Source organism: [Muricauda] lutisoli (nom. illeg.) (assembly GCF_017313105.1).
In the GTDB taxonomy this organism is placed as follows: Bacteria; Bacteroidota; Bacteroidia; order Flavobacteriales; family Flavobacteriaceae; genus Flagellimonas; species Flagellimonas lutisoli.
Window position 1 is genome coordinate 118,370 of sequence record NZ_JAFLND010000004.1, and the last position, 19,094, is coordinate 137,463.

Sequence of the window (19,094 nt, forward strand, 5' to 3'; positions counted from 1 at the left end):
AATGGGGAAAACCTTGGATAATGTATACAAACATCAATCACTGGTCTACAAGTATTTCCTGTATGTGGTATCGGTAGCCCTGATTGTATTTTTTTTCCCAAAGGGAGGCAAATTTAAATATGAGTTTCAAAAGGGGAAGCCTTGGCAGTATGAAAATTTATATGCGCCTATAGATTTTTCGATAAAAAAGACCCAAGAGGAGATTCAAGAGGAGCAATCCTCGATCCGAACCAATAAAACAGATTACTACACTTTTAATGCTTCGCTCGTTTCCGATGTGAAAAATGAGGTTTTGGAAGAATTGAACATCGTTTTCCAATCAGGAGACTTTTCTTCATCGGAGCGACAATCCCTCAGAAGTATTTCCGAAGCTGTTATTGATGAGGTCTATGTGCATGGTATTTTTCAAAATTTGCCCCAATCAGAATCCACGGTCGTAGTGCGGAACAACGAGGCGCAACCCATTGCTCCGAGCGATTATTTGAGTCTTGAACAAGCAAAAAAAAATATTACAGAGCTTTTGTCGGATGCAAATGTTGATGGTTCGGTACGTCTTCAGTCTATTATCAAAAATAGTCTTAAGGCCAATCTTTTTTATGATGAGGTACTTACGGAAAGTGCGTTGAACGATGAGCTCTCCAAAATTTCATATACCCGGGGTGAGGTGGACCAAGGCAAACTGATTATTGCCAAGGGGGAAATTGTGGAGAACGAAGATTTTAAAGTATTGAACTCCCTCAAAGATGAATATGAGTCGGAACTATGGATGGGGAGCAACTACTATTTTATTTTATTGGGATACACCATTTTGGTGGCTTTGGTGCTCATAATGCTGTTTTTGTTTTTGAAAAGATACAGGAACGAGATTTTTCAGAACAACAACAAGGTCACTTTTATTTTCTTCAATATTTTATTGATGGTCATTGCCACCACCCTTATGGTAAAACACTACGAAAGTTATATTTATATGGTTCCGTTGTGTATTCTTCCATTGATATTGAAAAACTTTTTTGATGCACGATTGGGATTATTTGTGCATGTGTTAACGGTATTGATTCTTGGTTTTATAGTGCCCAATAGTTTTGAATATATCTTTTTACAGATCATTGCGGGTATAGTTACAATTTTAACGGCTTCAGAACTGTATAAGAGAGCAAATCTCTTTATTTCCGTAGGACAGATTACGTTGATATATATCGTGGGTTATTTTGCCTTCCACGCCATTCATGAAGGTAATTTGGAAAACATTGAATGGATTTTGTTCGGTGTATTTGTTTTGAACGGCCTGTTGACCCTTTTTGCCCAACCGCTGATTTATATGTTCGAAAAAATCTTTGGACTTGTCTCTGATGTGTCCTTGTTGGAACTGTCCGACACAAATTCCAAATTGCTCAAAGAACTTTCGGATAAAGCGCCAGGAACATTTCATCATTCCTTGCAAGTTGCCAACCTTGCGGAGGCTGCAGCCAATGAAATAGGAGCGAATGCCATGCTGGTCAGGGTAGGGGCATTGTACCACGATATTGGTAAAATGGAGAACCCGACTTATTTTACGGAAAATCAAATAACCAGTGTTAACCCTCATGATGACCTTCCGCCAAAAGAGAGTGCTAAAATCATCATAGACCATGTTATCCACGGTATTGAGATAGCCAGAAAAAATAATTTACCTGATCGTGTAATCGATTTTATCAGAACTCACCATGGAACAACCACCGTCTATTATTTCTATAAAAAACAACAAGAGTTGGATCAAGAGACGGATGTGGAGGACTTTAAGTATCCTGGCCCAATACCTTTTTCCAAAGAAACTGCAATTTTAATGATGTCGGATGCTGTTGAGGCTGCCTCCAAGAGTTTGAAGAACCCTACATTTACCATCATTGACGAGTTCGTCGAGAAGATAGTAAAAGGGCAAATGCAGGCCAACCAGTATTTAAATGCCAATATTACGCTCAAGGAAATAGAAATGGTTAAAAAAGTACTTAAGCAAAAGCTCACTAACATCTATCATTTAAGGGTGGAATATCCTGAATAGCAGAGGAGTGATAAAAGTTCCGATAAAAAAATGAAAAAATAGTTGCGATCTTACATCTGAAAAGGTACATTTGCATCCGCATTTTTAGAGTGCACGTTCTTAAGAATTTAATAGGAGAGGTGCCGGAGTGGTAACGGAGCAGATTGCTAATCTGTCAGCGCGTAAGTGCTGCCCGGGTTCGAGTCCCGGTCTCTCCGCTTTTTCCAACATACTTCGGGGTGTAGCGTAGCCCGGTTATCGCGCCTGCTTTGGGAGCAGGAGGTCGCAGGTTCGAATCCTGCCACCCCGACTTGAAAAACGTTTCATTTGATAATAAATGAGAATGTAAATTATTAAAAACCAGAAAATATTAATTTTCTGGTTTTTTTTTTGCCCAAATTTAACCAAGGATAAAGGTTTTCTTTAGGGTGTCCTGTTTTTATCCAATATCGTCAGACTTCGCGTCAATAGTGGGATTCAGTGGTTAGGTTCTAATCGGTTCTGGATTTAAACCAAAGAACACCCAGTAGCAGTCTTGTTTCATTTTTTTTGGGACAATAAAACCATGAGAATTTTTCAAAAGTAGGCGAGAACAAGCAATTACTTATAGCGATTTACGGTAAATGTTTAATCCTATTTTGTATTGAAGAGTACATCAGCTTTCACCCAATAAACTTCACCTTTTTCAACACCTGCCCATCCTTTTTTTTCAGGCTTGTTAAATCTTCTGGAGTAGATAAAATATTTTCCATCAGAGGACATGTATGGACAATAATAGTGCCAGTTGCTTTCATATTTTAATGGAACTTCTTTCGGTTTTGTCCATTCACCATTATCATTGAAAGTTATTTGAAATTTACCATGTCCATTAGTAATTGCATACCGTTCATCCGGTGAAACATAAGTTATTAGTTCGTTTTTCTCTGTTTTAGTAGGTATTAAAACAGGCGCTTCAAATTTTTCATTTCCTAAATATTGTGCACGATATGTATGCATTCCTCCTTCATCACTTGGTCTATTTGAACGAAAATATAGACTCCCATCCGCCGTAACAACAGGATAGGTTTCTACATATTCGGAGGAAACTGAAAAATCCACTTTAGTAGCTAATTCCCACTTACCATCCACTTTTTTACTCATATAAATGTCTGGGGGTATTGTGTAAAGTTCTTTTCGAGTAACATCATTTTTGTGAAGCTTTGGGTCTACACCAAGAAAATACATTGTCTTTCCATCTTTGGTAATTGTGGGGTCACAAGCAACTGAAACCAAAACATTATGGTCATACATTTTAATGGGTTTAATGTTGGACCACTTACCATTGATCAGTTCAGAATGATGAATAACGAAGCTGTTATCTACAATTCTTGAAAAGAACATTTCTGTATGGTCATAGTTAAAAACTACATTAAGTTCGATATTATCGGTATTAACAATTGATGGTGCAAATAACTTAGGAATTGAAGAAGGAGGGTCTTGGTCGAAATATGAAATCGAGTAGTTTTTGCAACCAAAAAACAGTGCGATAATTAAGCAAATGGATAAAAGTTTATTCATTGTTGAAAATGTATTTTCATTCCTTGGTGAGAGGCCCTAAAACCCAAATTTTCATAAAAACGGATAGCATCTGGACGTTTTTTATCGGTGGTTAATTGAAGGAGGTGGGCACCGCGTTCTTTTGCTCTTTCAATGGCCCATTCGAACATCTTGGTGCCCATTCCTGAGCCCCGCTGATTTTTGTGAATTCGAACTGCTTCAATTTGTGCCCTGATCCCGCCTCGATATGTCAAGTACTGTATGAATGATAATTGTAAAGTCCCTATAATTTCCGAGTTGTCGTTTTCAACCATAATGAGCTCTTGATTAGTATCCTTGTTTATGTTTTCAAAAGCAGTATAGTACTCTTCTGGTAAGGGTATTTGGAAATTCTCCCTGGTTTTCCCCAATGCGTCATCGGCGATCATTTCCACAATTGCCAAAACATCTTTTTGGGTTGCTCTTCTAAATTTCATTTTCATTTAATCCTTATTTAATTTGTTTGATAATTATTGACCAACACCCAATTACTTCCAAATTTAAAGTCATTGTCCTTATCTAGAGATTGGTAGGTTTTAACTCTTGAATGACTTCTGCACTCACCCAATATATGTTGGAAAGGTCACCATTTTCGTTGTACCTGCTAAAAAACAGATACTTGCCATCCGGCGAAATACTGGGACATGTTTCATTGAAATCGGAATTCACCGCATTTCCAAGATTGATCGGTTTGGACCAGGTTCCATTTTTCTTTTTGAAACTGACATAAATATCCCTGTCCCTTGTTTTGTCATTTTCCTTTGGGGCATCTACCAGAATAAAATCTTGTTTTGGTGAAATAAAACCATGGATGCCAAATTCGATTTCTACTTCACGTACTTCTTCATACTTGCCATTTTTATAGGGTGAATAGCACATTTTTCTTTTCGAAATACTCGTGTAGTAAAGATCTCCGTTCAGTGCTGTGTTGGGATAAAAAACAATATCGTTATTGATGGGTGAATCGAGTTTATCCGCTTTGGCCCAAACATTTTCCAAACGTTTGGTAAACCAAATCTTCTCATCTGAAAAAATGGAATCATATGCGGCAAAAAACAGTCCATTGCCAGAAGTGTCAACAAATGCTTCAAATTCATTTTTTTTCTTTCCTTTTGTGAGCTGCAATGGTTCAGGATTCGTCCATTTCTTGCCATCGAGTCCTGAGTAATAGACCTTCTGATTTTCGCCTTCTTTTTCGCCCGTAAAATACATTTCGCTTAAATCGGGAGAGAAGGAAACTGCATATTCATACCTGCCGGTCACCGACACTATACCCGGTGCAAAAATTTTGGCGACCCTGCCAGGGGGATGTTGTCCAAAATAAGTTACGACTTGATCATTCTGATCATTTTTATTCTGCCCAATAGTAACACAAGAGAGAAAAACCAGCGCCAATAGTAATGCAGGTGCTATGTAAACTTTATTTCCCAATTCTTTATTCATTGGAATCAATGTACATCAAATAATCTATGCTTAAGCCTTTGGTTAGCTGTTTTCACCCATGAGGATTGTACACTATTGGCAATAATTTTTCTTATCGAGGAACCATCCATATTCATACTATAAATATCCCAGTCACCATCGTTGTTCGTTTTTGATCCAAAAATGATCTGAGAACCATCAGGCGACCAGCATGGATACCAATCATCAACATCATTATTTGTTAATCTTTTTTGATTGGAACCATCTATGTTCATCACATAGATCTCATGATTTCCATCCCTGTCGGACATGAAGGTGATTTGCTTGCCATCAGGTGAAACCTCAGGGTGCTGCTCCTCGGCTTCGCTATTTGTCAACTGAATGATGTTACCCCCATCAATATCCGCTATGCTTATATTACTTTTGTTATTTTCTGATTCTGAGTGAAAGGCGATTCTACCATCTGGTGCAAAATGTGGACCGCCGCCTCGTAGTGATTTTATTTGAGACTGCTCACTTCCATCGGAATTCATGATCCAAATTTCTGGATGCCGGTTATTTTCCGAGTCTTTATATTCCCTTGAAAAAACTATTCTTTTTCCATCGGGCGACCAGGTTGGGGAGTTATCCCATTTGTATTTTTCATGTGTCAACCTTTTCCAATTGGTTCCATCGCCATTTATGGTATGAATCGACCAGGTTTTTTTATCGTCATATTTTGCATAAAAAGCGAGGTGTTTTCCGTCTGGGGACCAAGCTAAATAGCCACCTCCACTTTGAGGCGGATTTGTGATCCGAACTTTTGATGTCCCTTCCATATCGGTCAGATAAATTTCTCCATCAGACGAATAAGCTCCTACATGGGAAGTGCGTTGCTCAATTCGTTTTTTCAATAGCTCGAAATCTATCCAATGGATATTTCCATATTCTTCATCATCGGAGACAAGACCTCTGTGAAAAAACAAATACTTGCCATCCGGAGAAACACTTGCCGTGAACTCACAAAGTTCCGTATTCACCAAAGGCCCTAGGTTTTGGGCTTCTGTCCAGGTACCATTCTTATTGAAACTGATATATAGATCACAGCTACCAAACCCGCTAATGTCACTTTTACCATCAAATATGATAAAACTTTCATCGGGAGCAATGTAAGGGTGGGCAATCGACTTAAGTCCTTTTAAGTTCACCTGGGGCCCAAGCTTATGAATACTTTTATAATTGCCATCTTCATTGATTGAAGAATAAATTCCTTCATCTTTAAATTCTCCATTTTCATTTATCCAAGAAGTAAAATAGAGATTACCGTTCTCAGCGGAAGTCAGATACATAGCAGTTTTTTCTATAAAGGGTCCATTTAAAGGAATTGGATTGCTCCAACCGCTCTCTGTTTTCTCACAGTACCATTGGTGCAATCCGGTCCCTTTTGTAGCATTGGGCAATGGGCGTAAACTTCCAAAATAGAGTCGATCTCCTTGTGGGTTGATGTGTGGTTCAAAATCCCATCCTTCTTCTGCCTTAAAGAAGGCAACCTCTGGTTCTGACCAGCGACCATGTACCAATCTCACGGTATAGATTTCATTTTCCGCTTCTGGCTTTCTGCGGGTAAAGAACAGTTCGTCCATTTCAGGATTTAAAGTAATGGCAAACTCAAAAGCATTGGTTGACACAATTCCTGGTGCGAAAATCAAGGCAGAATCAGTCGGGGTCTGATTGCTGAGCAGGGCAAGATTCGAATTCTTACTTACTTGACAGTAAGCGGTAAAGGCCAGTAGGTATATTATGAGGAGTATTGATTTTGATTGTTTCATGTTCAAAGCTTTAGCTTTTATATTATTCTAAGACAGTTACTCTTTGGTAAATATGTAGGCATTGGCCACACCTATTTGTATAAGGGACATTTGACCTGTTTCGGGATTGAAAATGAATTCAGCACCATTTTCCTCCATGAAAAATTTATGCTTCCCTTTGTATACCAGAGGGTTGGCAGGTGAGTCGTTCAATTGTGAATGGAGTACACCATCCTTTTGGGTCACCGTGAATTTACCACCCCCGGTTCCGGTGTAAATCCCCTCATATTTTTCAAGTTCATCGGGCGATATTTCTACTGCGTTGAAGTTTGGGAGCGAAAAGGGTTCACCAAAATAACATTTGGCCACATCTCTTACCAGACCAGCAAAGTTGTAATCAATGGCATTTGAAGTAAGAGCGATTGCCAAGCTATCTTCTGGGAAGTAAATCGCATAGGATTTAAAACCTTCAATAATCCCACCATGCCCAAATCCTGATTTGTTCTCCACATTGAACGGCAATATTCCCATTCCATGATTATCCTTTATGGTGGTCATCGCTTCAAGACTTTTTTGAGAAACGATCTTTAGATCAAAAAGACCCTCTAGAAATCTTGTCAAATCACCGGATGTTGAAACCATGCCGCCAGCACCCATTGCAGTGGAAAGATCGGTTTCAATTTCTTTGATCCACTCGGTCGAGTACGTGTAAGAGTTGGATTCATTGTTGGCCAGATCTATTTTACTTCCATAGTAGGTGTCTTTTAGGTCAAGTGGCGCACAGATTTTTTCAATCAATAAATCACCGAAAGGCTTTTCATAAACGCTCTCGAGCATAACGGATAATAGAAAGAAATTGGAGTTGCTGTACTCCGCTTTGGTACCTGGTTCAAAATCACTTTGGTAGTTTGTGATGATTTCAAGCATCTCATCCGAAGATTTGTAGTCCGTTCTGTAAGCGAAGTATGCAGTGTCTTTTGTGAAACTATGGATGCCGCTTCTGTGGTTCAATAGATTGGCAATGGTTATTTTATTGGCATTTTCTATATCAGGGAAGTATTGATCAATAGTTTGCTTAAGGTTCAATTTATTTTCCTCAATTGCCTTAAAGACCAATGTAGCCGTTAGCATTTTGGAGATCGACCCAATCCTGTATTTGGAGTCCACTGTTGACTTCTTTTGAGTTTCAATATCATCGAAGCCGTAGGCTTTCGAATAGATTGTATTCCCCTTTTTTGAAAGGGAGACACTCCCCATGAACTTATCATTTTCATGGAGTAAATTAAGTAGGCTGTCCAGTTTTGACTTGTTGAAACCTGAATTATCCGATAGGGTGTTTTTATTGTTTCCACAGGAAAAAAGTAGTGTAGAAACTACGGCTATAAGTAAAATAGATCTCATATTGTTTATTTATAAATATGTTTTAATTATTTGAACAAGGTCTTAAATCAACCATCTTAATTGCATTGATCATTCAATTCCTGGTATTCCGATAATGATAATGAAGGAATCTCTTGGTCTCTTTGTATTTGAATACAGGTCAGACCCGGATTTCTATCCGCCCTCAGATCAGTCAATGCTTGATTGTTACTTACATCAAGGCCTGTAAGTGCGTTACTTGAGATATATAAATAGGACAACTTAATATTTTGCTCAAGATTGATATTGGAGAGATTGTTGTCTGAAATCATCAAGGTCTCCAATTGCATATTGGTCCCAGGGTCAATGGTGGCAAGTTCATTAGTTGTCAACATTATATTTTTAAGGCTTAGGGCACTTTCAAGATCAATGGATTGCAGCAGGTTATGAGTCATGAATAGATCCTCCACAGATTCGTTGTTGATACTCACTTCTTCAAAGTCATTGAAGGATAAGTTCAGTTTTTTCAAATTTTCCGCATTCGATAATCCTGTTAGAGTATGCAACCTATTGGCCTGGACATCCAATAATACAAGATTCGTATTTTTATCAATGTCAATATTTGTTAGGAGGTTTCCACCCAAAAATAAAGTATCCAGTTTAGTATTGAAGCTTAAGTCAATATCCTGAATATCCTGTCCTGTTGCGGACAAAAATGTAAGATTGATAAAACCTTCGATTCCATTCAAATCACCAATTATACCGGTATTTTCTGTCAAATTCAGATTCAAATGGGTCACCTGCTCCGCATCCGACCTTAAGATCTTATGGTTTATAGCGCCATCAGAATCCACACCCAACTCAATCAATTTTGATTCAAAAACGGAGTCGGGAATGCTTACAAATGTTTCTATTATCGTGCTAGGGGGAATTTCTTCGTAGGCGCAAGAAGAGTATAATAGAGCTGTAAGCGATAAGGCCACTAAGTTGATAGTTTTCAATATTAGTTTCATAATATCAAAGTTTAAGTGAGGTTTTCTCCTTTAGATGGTTGGCAACTTTTGATATACTTGGATGATTTTATTTCTTCAATCTTTTAATCTCCATGTTAAAATCTTCTTCATGGCCCAGCTTATATTTTTTTGAAACCTCAATACCTTCAGTGTAGGTTGCTATTGCTTCTGATATTTGGTTTGTTTGCTCGTATAACTGAGCTAAATATGTAAATAACCCTATGTAGTTGGGGTAAGCTTCTGTTGCTCTTTTAAGTATGGTTATGGCCCCTGGCAGATTTTCTTTTTCCACCTGCAACATCACTAAATCGACATACTCTTTTGCCGGTCTTCTGACATTCTTACCATATTTCTCTTTCAGTTGTTCTTCACCTGATAAAAAAGATTCATCAGAATACTTTGTGCTCAATTCCTCCGGCATACGCAAATCAGAGCATACAAATTTTAGCCCATAATAATTGAGTAAGAGGCGGGAGGAATCATGATCTTCATCGCCCACTTCTTCATGTAGCCAGTTAAAATTTTCTGGAGTGTGTTGTTTGATCACTTCGACATATCGAAGGAGTTCTTGTCGCATCCCCCAACCATCTCCACCGCCTATTCCAAAGTAAACAGACTTATTCAGTATTTCATTTTCGGAAAAAAACACTTTTGCTTTTTCCGTCATTTCTTCACCATTCCACCAAAGTGCTGGAGCTTCGATAATAAATGCATCAAAAGTTTCCGGACTTTCCATCAACGTAAAAACACTAAATAACCCACCAAAAGAATGCCCTTCCAGTATTCGAAAAGAATAAGTCCTGTAATTGCTCTCTACATAGGGTATGAGTTCTGTTTCAATAAACTGAAGGAAAGCAGGAGCACCGCCACTCTGTGGAATTCCTGAATTACCCGTTCCTCCATAGGTGTTTTGTCCCGCATTTGAAGGAGTTAAGTCCCTAGCTCTATCCAGACTTTCTATGCCAACAATTATCATCGGGGGAATCAAACCTGTTTCACTCAGCATTTCCACCGTACCAATAGTATGCTTAATATTTCCCAACCCGTCCAGTAGATACAATACCGGATAATTGGCATTGTTGTCTTCATAGCCCACGGGAAGCGAAATAATGATTGGGCGGTCTTCCTTTAGTATTTCTGATTTTAAGATATGCTTTTGTCCCAGACCAATGAGACGATTGTCTTCTGTGAGCTCAATTTTATTCGCCAATTGGCCATATGTGCTTAGTTGAAATAAAATGTAGGTAAAAAGAATAAATACTTTTTTCATGTCATTATGTTTTATAAGCTAGTGATCTGCATAGGTTTGCAGCGGTAACATTCACTGTCCAAACAAGTAGTTGGGAAGCCAATTAGGATATATATCTGAAGGATTGACCAATGAGCACTGCAATTATTACGTTACTTTCTTATGATGATGAAAGCAACAAAACTAAAAAGGACGTAAAACCAAATCGTCCTGAATTAAGATTCCGAACCTTTAATGTGAGATTCAGGACTCTTTTTATTTGCAAAACCCATTGGATTTTTTTGAGTGTTTAAAAAACTAGTGGAAATTCCTATCTTTGGTTACTCTGTTATCCATAGTCCAATTATATCCTTAAACTTGCGCACTCCTAGGTCAATAGTTGTCCTCCCTTTTGAGAATATAAGCCCCGATCCTGAAAATGATTATTTTGCCGATGGGGTTACGGAAGAAATTATAAATGCACTCAGTAAAATAGAGGGACTTAAGGTGACTGCTAGGACTTCTTCGTTTGCTTACAAAAACAAATCCAAGGACATTAGGATCATTGGTAACGAGTTGGGTGTTTCCACGGCTCTTGAAGGGAGTATCCGAAAATCGGGTAATCTTATCAGGATTTCTACACAATTGATACGTACCGATAATGGATTTCAAGTATGGTCAGATAGTTTTAATCGTGATCTTACAAATATTTTTGAATTACAGGATGAAATAAGTTTGTTGATAGCAGACAAAATCCGAGAAAATTTTGGACACCTTGAAATCAACGATCATCTTGTTACTTCCCAGACCAATAATATTGAAGCCTACACCTTGTTCCTAAAAGGTCGCTATTTTCAGCTTCGCTGGAATGTTGATGATTTTTTAAAGGCTACGATTGAATATGAGAAAAGTATTCAACTTGATCCAAAGTTTTATAAACCATATTTCGGTTTGGTACAGTGTTATGCCCTTATGGCTGCTTGGGGTTTTACAACAGATAGATTGGTAGCACTGGAAAAAGCTAATTATTATCTTACTGAAGGCTTAAAAGTCAATAACCAATCTTCAGAAGCCCATTTTGCGTTGGCAACTAAATCTTTGTGGGTAGAATGGAAACCCTATGAAGCTTTAAGTCATTTGACCAGATCTTTGGCAATTAACCCAAACGACTCGGAATCTCTCGAAGCTGCAGCGGAGGCCCACATTGCCTTAGGTGAATTTGAGGATGCAACAAATTATATAAAAATGGCATTGGAGGTTAACCCCTTATCTGCCAATCATCATTTCACCATTGGAAATATCCATTATTTGCAGCAAGATTATTCCAAAGCATTGAAATGTTTTGAACGTTCACTGGAAATCGATCCCAAATGGGATTTTTCACTTCAGGTAAGTGCCTGCTGTTTTGTTCTTATGGGCCATAAACAAGCTTTAGATTCCCTATTGGATGAGCATAAAGATTTAAAAGATGGCTATTTGTTCACTCACCTTTATGATGCTATACATAATGGTAAACCTATTGATATCAATGCTTTGCCAGAAATAAACGACACCTATTTTTCGTGGAAACTATGGACCCTTATCTATGCTAACGAAATTGAGGAAGCATACAAACATCTTATAGTATGTATTGAAAGCAAAGAAGGACAGTATTTGAATTTTCAACGAGAACCTCTAAACAATCCATTAAAGGCATCTAAGAAATATGAGTCCATTGTTCAGTCTGTATTTGATAGACCCATATATGAAACTCAGCAAACAAATGAGTATAAATCCAAAGTACCGATGACAGAAGAGGAACAGGTTTATTATAAAACAAAGTTGGAAGAGGTAATGCTAGACTATCATCTATATGCTTCGGAAAATATGACTTTGCGTAGTCTAGCTGAAAGAATTGGCCTTCACGCCAATAAACTGTCCTGGCTCTTAAATGAAGTTCTGGGTAAAAATTTCAATGAGTACATTAATGGTCTTAGAGTTGAAGCTTTTAAGAAAAAAGCTTTAGAGGCTGCTTTTAGCAACTACTCCTTGTTAGGAATAGCGTATGAATGTGGTTTTAATTCAAAGTCTGTTTTTAATGATTTTTTTAAAAAAACGGTAGGCATGACACCCTCCAATTGGCTGAAAAAACAAAATAAAAAGCAGTGATTTGATTATAGTAAAAACCACTTGAATTACACGAGCTGATGACCAGAATACAGCAAATGACAAATTTCCTTTCCTATTGAAACACGAGCGGTCTAGATTACTATTTTGACCTATTTTTTAAGTACCTCCATAAGTCGACTTTGTTTTTTGGTCCGTCATCTTTTTTAATGGAGTTTCAACACGACCTTGATGGATTCAATATCCAGTTATGTTTCTTGCCTTGTTCAGATTTTTCAAGATGTCATGGAAGCCTATCGGCAACCATGTTCATCAGCTTTTCAGTTCCGATAATTTCATCAAGGCATGTTCGTTCTTTGGATTCAGTTCAAGGGATTTTTCATAGTTGTCGATGGCCTTTTTCTTATCTCCAAGAGCTTCATAGGCTTCGCCCAGACTATCAAAAGCATTAAATGAGTTGGGGAAATTCTCCGTATTCAGGATAAAGTATGACAAGGCCGTGGACTTATCATGACCATTCCGACTTCGAAGCAAGCTATAACCAATTCGATTGACCAGCTGTTCCGGTGGCCTAAAGTCCCAAGAAAGTCGTCTGGAAATCGACTGAAAATGCTGAATCAATTGTTCCTTGCTCTTCACCTCCCGATAAGATATTCCATAACCTTCGAATATGTTGGAGATGCCATTGTAAAAAGCTATTGGTGCCACGGAAGCATGGTTTTCATTTTCAAAATACTCCATTTTTGCCAGAAAAGGACCTTCACATTTGCTGTTCAGCCCTTCAAATAATCTTACATGACGATCACGGTTTCTGATATTTCTCTTTCCCCAGTTCGCTGTGGCCAGATAAAAGTACCTTTTAAAGGATCGATCGGTAACAGCTTCCAACTTTTTGTCCATGGTTTCCACATCCCATGTGCCAAAACTGGGATCCACTGCAATAAAAGCGCTAAAAAGGGATTTTTCCTTCATATAGGCATAGGTGGTCAATAAAGCACTTAAGGAATGTCCAAAAAGAATTCGGTAAGGGGCGGTTCTATAATGGCTGTCCAATTCGGGAATCAGTTCATCTTCCAAAAAGCTCAGAAATCTTTCACCTCCCCCTGAATTGTTCTCTCTTACAGTAATGACTTTATCAGGGGTATAGTCCCTTCTACGATCTACATTGGTAACACCCACCACGATCATTTCCGGAATTTTCCAACTTCGGTACGCATCTGAACTCAGATAATTCACCACCCCGACTATACTTTTAAAATGTATGTTCCCATCTAGAATTATGAGTACTGGATAGCGCTTGTGGGATGATCGGTCATCATTGTAAGAATCTGGCAGGCTGATCCAATACCCTCTGTCCTCATTCAAGATATTGGAGTGGAGCGTATGTTTTGTACCCAACATAATGGATTCGGTATCCTGAGACTTGATCTGGCCAATGCCCATGCATAAAAAAAGTAATACAATAAGGTTTTTGTTCATTTGTTGATTTTTTAAAATCGGTATGGACCGCTGTTTTGCTCTTTGTTTTTTGAAAGACTTTATTGCTGCAAACGATACATCAGTTTGACATACCGTTCAATCTCAGTTTCAAAATCTTGATAAAGTGCTTTGTATTTTGGCGCCAGATCAGCCTTGACAAGCAATAATGTTTTATTGGATTTCATACCATTTTTATGGTCCGTAGAAATCCGTTCCCAAACAGTCGATAATAATTCCGCATCCCTTATTATTGCCTTTACACTCGTTGCTTTACCGTGTCCCGCTAAGACTATACTTGGGCTTAGCTTTGCAATTTTATGAAGGGTATCAATCAAGTTTGGAACATTGCCGTGATCGGTAATCATGGGCATCCAATCGGAACTCACTACATCTCCCCCGAATATAATTTTTTGTTCAGGCAACCAGATTAAAATATCCCCGGGTGAATGCGCCCCATTACTGAAAATAAATTCAACATCCACCCCTCCGAAATTACGTTTTTGTCCTTGATTTAATAATAGGTCGGGATACTTGAGTTGCGTGGTCCCGATTGTGCCATTGGTTACCTTGGCATAAAACTCAACATCGTCTTGACCATATTTTCTCATGGTTGCAACAGCTTGTTCACTTGCAATGATTTCCACTACCGTATCGGCAAATGCCGCATTGCCCAACCAATGATCTGCATGACTGTGCGAATTGATCACCCAGCGGACAGGAAGGTCGGTAACCGTTTTAATGGCTTTTTTAATATGGTTGCCTATTGTTTCCGATGAACCGGTATCAAAAAGGAGCACGCCCGTTCGGGTGACAACAAAATGGACATTCGAATTCCAGCCCTTATTTTCGGGGGTGGGCAATCCTATAGACGGTGAAACGATGCTATACACGTTTTTGGCGATGGCGGTAACCACAAAACCGGATTGAATGTCCCTTGCCATGGAGTTTTGGATAATCAGCAGAAATATGCTGATAATGAAAAGGAGTTTTTTCATTTGCTTCATGATCTTTTCATTTTTTGGTGTTTGCAATGGAGACTGTACAAAGCGAAAAAATGTTACAATGGAATCTTATAAAGATGATTATCGGGCCCATTTTTGGATCATAAGGGATTGGTATCTAATAACTCGACTTAAATCACCTATTTTTTGTTTATATATAATTCATTTGGTATTAGAAAGTTATATAAGTAATACCCTGGTAACTTAAACAGGATCTACAAGTCCAATATAGTTCTATATTATTTTAGATGCCATTATAAGATTAAATAGGTGGCTTAATATTAATTGAAATCATTTGAAAAATAATTGTCTACTTTTAATTTCAGAAGGATTAAAAATCGCACAGGGATGTCCTATAGGGTGTCCTTTTTTTAATCAACACCTCCAGACTTCCCGTCAATAGTAGGATTCAGTGTTTAGGTTCTAATCGGGTCATACTTTGTTATTGAATATGAAAGTATTATCTTATTCTTAACTACCTACAAGGGCCAACATCTTTTCACTCAAAAAACACCTTATATTTTTTAAGGTTATCGTTTATCATTTCCACAGTTAGCCTTGAGGTAATGGTGGCCCCTGAAATTCCATCGACAAGCTTGCTTCCCGGTATTATAATCTTACCATTTTGTTTTAATCCATAGGTATTCGTCGAAAAATTTACCTTGGTACCCTCGAATTGACTTTCAAAGGTTGATAATGTAATAGCCGCGCCATATCCTTCCGATTCTGCCACATGGTCAAACTCAACTTTCTTGATTTCCAAACTGCTTTTATCTATCAGAAAAGCACCCCGAATGTTGCCTCCAAACCCCTGGTTGGACATAATGACCAGAACTTCTTTTCCTGTTTTAGTTCCAAAAATGGGGTAAACATCACTTTTTCCTGTTTTAGAAATTTTTTTAAATAGATTGATCGCATTGGAAACATCTACATTTGCAACGTTTTCATTTTCATCAATGGTCCAGCAATGAAACTGACTCTCAATATCGACCGAATCTGAAAGTGAAATTCCTAAGTATTGTGATATACTTTCCATTTCTTGAGATTGTTTGCGTGGTTTTTCAACTTCTATGGAAATTGGGCCAGGAGTACTCTTTTTATCCTGTTGCTTACAGTTCCACATGCCAAGTAGAACTAGCGGAATTAAATATGTTGCTTTCATCTTCATACGGTTTTGCTCATTATTTTTATGGTTTTACCAAGCCTTTGCCCTTTTGCATGCTCAAATTTGGAAATATTGATGCACAAAAGGAATGATTACCATCATATTGGGATATAGGTTTGATAATAGCAAGGCTTTTCTGCTTATAGCCTCATTGAATATTGATTGCGAAGCGCTGCACATTTGGTCATCGAGATGATTTTGGTCATACTGAGCCTGTCGGGAAGGATTTAACTTTGAAATGAACAAAGGGGAAGGAGACATCGCATAAAGCGAGGTGACTTGTTAGGTCTGTCTTATCCTTCATAATGGCAAGGGATGGAACCCAAAGGCAAAAAGCAGTACGATGAATAGGAATGCTACAAAACTAAACCGGTTTTTGAAGGTAACCTCGGTTTTTACCAAATATGGCTTTGAAAATATATTGGCAAGTCAAAGCATTAAAAAATGGATTCCAAAAAAGCTTCTTAAAAAGAATGAAAAAATAGAGAGACATCTTTCGTATTCGGTGTATGAGCGGATCAGAATGGCATTGGAAGAGTTGGGGCCCTCTTATGTGAAATTGGGACAGTTGTTCAGTGATAGGGAAGATTTATTGCCAAAAGAACTCACCATTGAACTTAAAAAACTACAGAGCAATGTAGGGCCACAAGCACTTGATGTAAGAAAGAAAATAGAGGAGGAACTTGGCATAATACAGGAAGAACATTTTTCCTGTATCGAAGAACATCCTTTTGCATCGGCGTCCATCGCGCAGGTATTTAAGGCGGAGCTGATAGATGGGACCAAAGTTGCCGTAAAAATCAAAAGGGAGCAAATTGCCCAAATTATTGAAGCAGACCTTTTGATCATGAAAGATGTGGCCAAGATTTTGGAGGATCAAAATGAAGAGATTAAGAAATTCAACCCAGTTCAAATGGTGTCGATTTTTGAAAGATCGATTCATCTTGAACTATCCTTTATGCACGAACGCGAGAATATTGATCGTTTTTCCAGAAATTTTGCAGAAGACCCAAGGATTTATTGCCATAAAGTTTTCAACGGGCTTTCCAACAACAATATACTCTGTATGGAGTTCGTCGATGGCATAAGTGTTACGGATATTGAGGGTCTTGCACAATTAGGAGTAAATCCGAAGACCGTGGCTCAAATCGGATTTGATCTTTACATGAAACAGGTGCTGGAGCATGGTTATTTTCATGCAGACCCACATCCAGGCAATATCTTGGTAACAAATGAGGGAAAGCTTGCTTTTATAGACTTTGGAAATATGGGCGCTCTAATGCCTTCGGATAAGGAACATTTGGAAGATTTTGTTTGTTATCTGGTCCAGCGGAATGCCAAAGGAATCATTACCACACTCAAGAAAATGACCTTGCATAGGTCTATCGGTAACGAAAGGGAACTTCAACGTGATATTTATCGGATTTTTGAAATAATCGATCAAGATTCCATTGGTAAAATTAACATTTCAAGTATCATAGGTGAGTTAAAATCAATTTTTCGAAAGAATGTCCTTGTATTCCCGGAGTATGTATATCTGTTAATGAAAGGACTGGTCCAGATTGATGGAATCGGAAGAAAATTGGATTCCGATTTAAATTTTTATGGTACTCTGGAGCCTTATGCGAAAAAAATCATCAAGAAAAGAATGTCACCATTACATAGAATTCGGGAGGGTTTTAAAAATATTGGCGAACTATCGGAAACCTTGACGGATATTCCTGGTGAGGTTTTGGGTCTACTTCAGCAAGTCAAAGATGGGAACCTTAAGGTTTCACATCAAATAAAGGGGTTGCCAGAAATAAAAAAAGCCATGGATCGCTTGGTATTGGCCCTAATCATTTCTGCATTATCCATAGGTTCTGCTATTTTGGTACTTGCCAATATGCCGCCAAAGATTTTCGGGGTTCCCTTGCTGGGGCTCATCGGCTTTACGGCATCATTTTTAATTGGGCTATGGATTGTGCTGTCCATGTTGAAAAGGAAAAATTAAAAATACTTTCTACAGTTGGCCGCGGCCCATTTTGCAAATAGCTTACTTGAATCATACATCGATTTCCATAAGTATTGGACAATGGTCGGAGCCAATGATCTCGGATAATATGTTGATAGCTGTTATCTTGGGCAACAATTTAGAGCTGACCAAAAAATAATCTATGCGCCAACCGATATTTCGTTCCCGTGCCTTAAAGCGATAACTCCAGTAAGTATAAGCCACTTTATCTGGGTGACGCTGACGAAAAACATCCACAAATCCCGCATCAAGAAAATTGTCCATACCATCGATTTCGATTTGCGTGTAACCTGCCGTTTTGTTGTAATTGGCCTTGTCGTTCTTCAAGTCCATGGCCTGGTGCGCTACATTGAAATCACCACATATGATCACGGGCTTGGTAGCTTCCAAATCTTTTAGATACTTTAGAAAATCCGTATCCCAGGTCTTACGATAGTCCAACCGGTCCAGTTTTTGTCCTGAATTTGGGACATAGACATTGACAAGGTAGCATTGATCGTATTCGGCACATTGTATCCTTCCTTCGGAATCGTGCTTAGGATTTCCCATATCATTATTGAAGGTCAAGGGATTTTTTTTACTCAGAATCGCGGTACCTGAATATCCCTTTTTAAGGGCCGAGTTGGAGTACAGTGTATAACCAGTTAAAACGGACAGTTCCTTTTCCGTTTCATGATCTTGCGCCTTGGTCTCTTGAATACAGATGATATCCGGGTCCAGTTGCTCGATATTCTTTATGAAATCTTTTTTCATAATGGCCCTAATCCCGTTTACGTTCCAGGAAAGAATCTTCATATCCGTTTATTTTAACCTAAATATAGCGGATTGAAAGCATCTTGTAAAAACCTGCGGGACAAACTTAAAGGGGAGACCAAAGCAAATCGTTTTCAATGAAGTATGGCTGGCAAGAAAATATGCCATATTACCA

General features: G+C 38.3%; 14 protein-coding genes and 2 tRNA genes. 5 read left to right on the plus strand and 11 right to left on the minus strand.

What is annotated here, in order from left to right; genetic code table 11:
• Position 1 precedes the first annotated feature (1 nt).
• From J0X13_RS14840 to J0X13_RS14850, 3 genes are all read left to right on the plus strand, one after another.
• The gene (locus tag J0X13_RS14840) at positions 2-2,038 is read left to right on the plus strand and encodes an HD family phosphohydrolase (RefSeq protein ID WP_207072169.1); all 2,037 of its coding nucleotides are present in this window, start codon (positions 2-4) and stop codon (positions 2,036-2,038) included.
• A gap of 113 nt (positions 2,039-2,151) precedes the next feature.
• Positions 2,152-2,235, plus strand: a tRNA-Ser gene (locus J0X13_RS14845).
• Between the two features lie 17 nt (positions 2,236-2,252).
• Positions 2,253-2,327, plus strand: a tRNA-Pro gene (locus J0X13_RS14850).
• A gap of 323 nt (positions 2,328-2,650) precedes the next feature.
• Here the strand turns inward: J0X13_RS14850 and J0X13_RS14855 are convergent.
• The 7 genes from J0X13_RS14855 to J0X13_RS14885 form a co-directional block, all read right to left on the minus strand.
• On the minus strand, positions 2,651-3,574 hold the full coding sequence (locus J0X13_RS14855) for a TolB-like translocation protein (protein ID WP_207072170.1): 924 nt from the start codon (positions 3,572-3,574) through the stop codon (positions 2,651-2,653).
• Positions 3,571-4,035 (minus strand): GNAT family N-acetyltransferase, encoded by a 465-nt coding sequence (locus J0X13_RS14860; RefSeq protein ID WP_242535753.1) that lies wholly within the window; start codon positions 4,033-4,035, stop codon positions 3,571-3,573. Before J0X13_RS14860 ends, J0X13_RS14855 begins: the two co-directional genes overlap by 4 nt.
• Before the next feature lie 76 nt (positions 4,036-4,111).
• Positions 4,112-5,035, minus strand: coding sequence for a PD40 domain-containing protein (locus tag J0X13_RS14865; RefSeq protein ID WP_207072171.1), 924 nt, complete (start codon positions 5,033-5,035; stop codon positions 4,112-4,114).
• Between the two features lie 5 nt (positions 5,036-5,040).
• Positions 5,041-6,822: a TolB family protein gene (locus J0X13_RS14870; RefSeq protein WP_207072172.1), complete on the minus strand. Its 1,782-nt coding sequence runs from the start codon at positions 6,820-6,822 to the stop codon at positions 5,041-5,043.
• A 36-nt stretch (positions 6,823-6,858) separates the two neighbouring features.
• Positions 6,859-8,202 (minus strand): serine hydrolase, encoded by a 1,344-nt coding sequence (locus tag J0X13_RS14875; protein ID WP_207072173.1) that lies wholly within the window; start codon positions 8,200-8,202, stop codon positions 6,859-6,861.
• Between the two features lie 56 nt (positions 8,203-8,258).
• On the minus strand, positions 8,259-9,173 hold the full coding sequence (locus J0X13_RS14880) for a leucine-rich repeat domain-containing protein (RefSeq protein WP_207072174.1): 915 nt from the start codon (positions 9,171-9,173) through the stop codon (positions 8,259-8,261).
• 67 nt (positions 9,174-9,240) lie between these two features.
• Positions 9,241-10,443 (minus strand): alpha/beta hydrolase-fold protein, encoded by a 1,203-nt coding sequence (locus J0X13_RS14885; RefSeq protein ID WP_207072175.1) that lies wholly within the window; start codon positions 10,441-10,443, stop codon positions 9,241-9,243.
• A gap of 279 nt (positions 10,444-10,722) precedes the next feature.
• Between J0X13_RS14885 and J0X13_RS15705 the strand changes: the two genes are divergently transcribed.
• Positions 10,723-12,549, plus strand: coding sequence for a helix-turn-helix domain-containing protein (locus tag J0X13_RS15705; protein ID WP_207072176.1), 1,827 nt, complete (start codon positions 10,723-10,725; stop codon positions 12,547-12,549).
• Between the two features lie 270 nt (positions 12,550-12,819).
• Here the strand turns inward: J0X13_RS15705 and J0X13_RS14895 are convergent, their stop codons facing one another.
• From J0X13_RS14895 to J0X13_RS14905, 3 genes are all read right to left on the minus strand, one after another.
• On the minus strand, positions 12,820-13,986 hold the full coding sequence (locus J0X13_RS14895; RefSeq protein ID WP_207072177.1) for an alpha/beta hydrolase-fold protein: 1,167 nt from the start codon (positions 13,984-13,986) through the stop codon (positions 12,820-12,822).
• 59 nt (positions 13,987-14,045) lie between these two features.
• On the minus strand, positions 14,046-14,981 hold the full coding sequence (locus J0X13_RS14900; RefSeq protein ID WP_207072178.1) for an MBL fold metallo-hydrolase: 936 nt from the start codon (positions 14,979-14,981) through the stop codon (positions 14,046-14,048).
• Positions 14,982-15,486: 505 nt separating this feature from the next.
• Positions 15,487-16,149, minus strand: a complete 663-nt coding sequence (locus tag J0X13_RS14905; protein ID WP_207072179.1) for an FMN-binding protein — start codon at positions 16,147-16,149, stop codon at positions 15,487-15,489.
• A gap of 346 nt (positions 16,150-16,495) precedes the next feature.
• Between J0X13_RS14905 and J0X13_RS14910 the strand changes: the two genes are divergently transcribed.
• Positions 16,496-18,145, plus strand: a complete 1,650-nt coding sequence (locus J0X13_RS14910) for an ABC1 kinase family protein (RefSeq protein ID WP_207072180.1) — start codon at positions 16,496-16,498, stop codon at positions 18,143-18,145.
• Positions 18,146-18,196: 51 nt separating this feature from the next.
• Here the strand turns inward: J0X13_RS14910 and J0X13_RS14915 are convergent, their stop codons facing one another.
• Entirely contained in the window at positions 18,197-18,961 is a 765-nt protein-coding gene (locus tag J0X13_RS14915; RefSeq protein WP_207072181.1) for an exodeoxyribonuclease III, read from the minus strand.
• Positions 18,962-19,094: the final 133 nt, after the last annotated feature.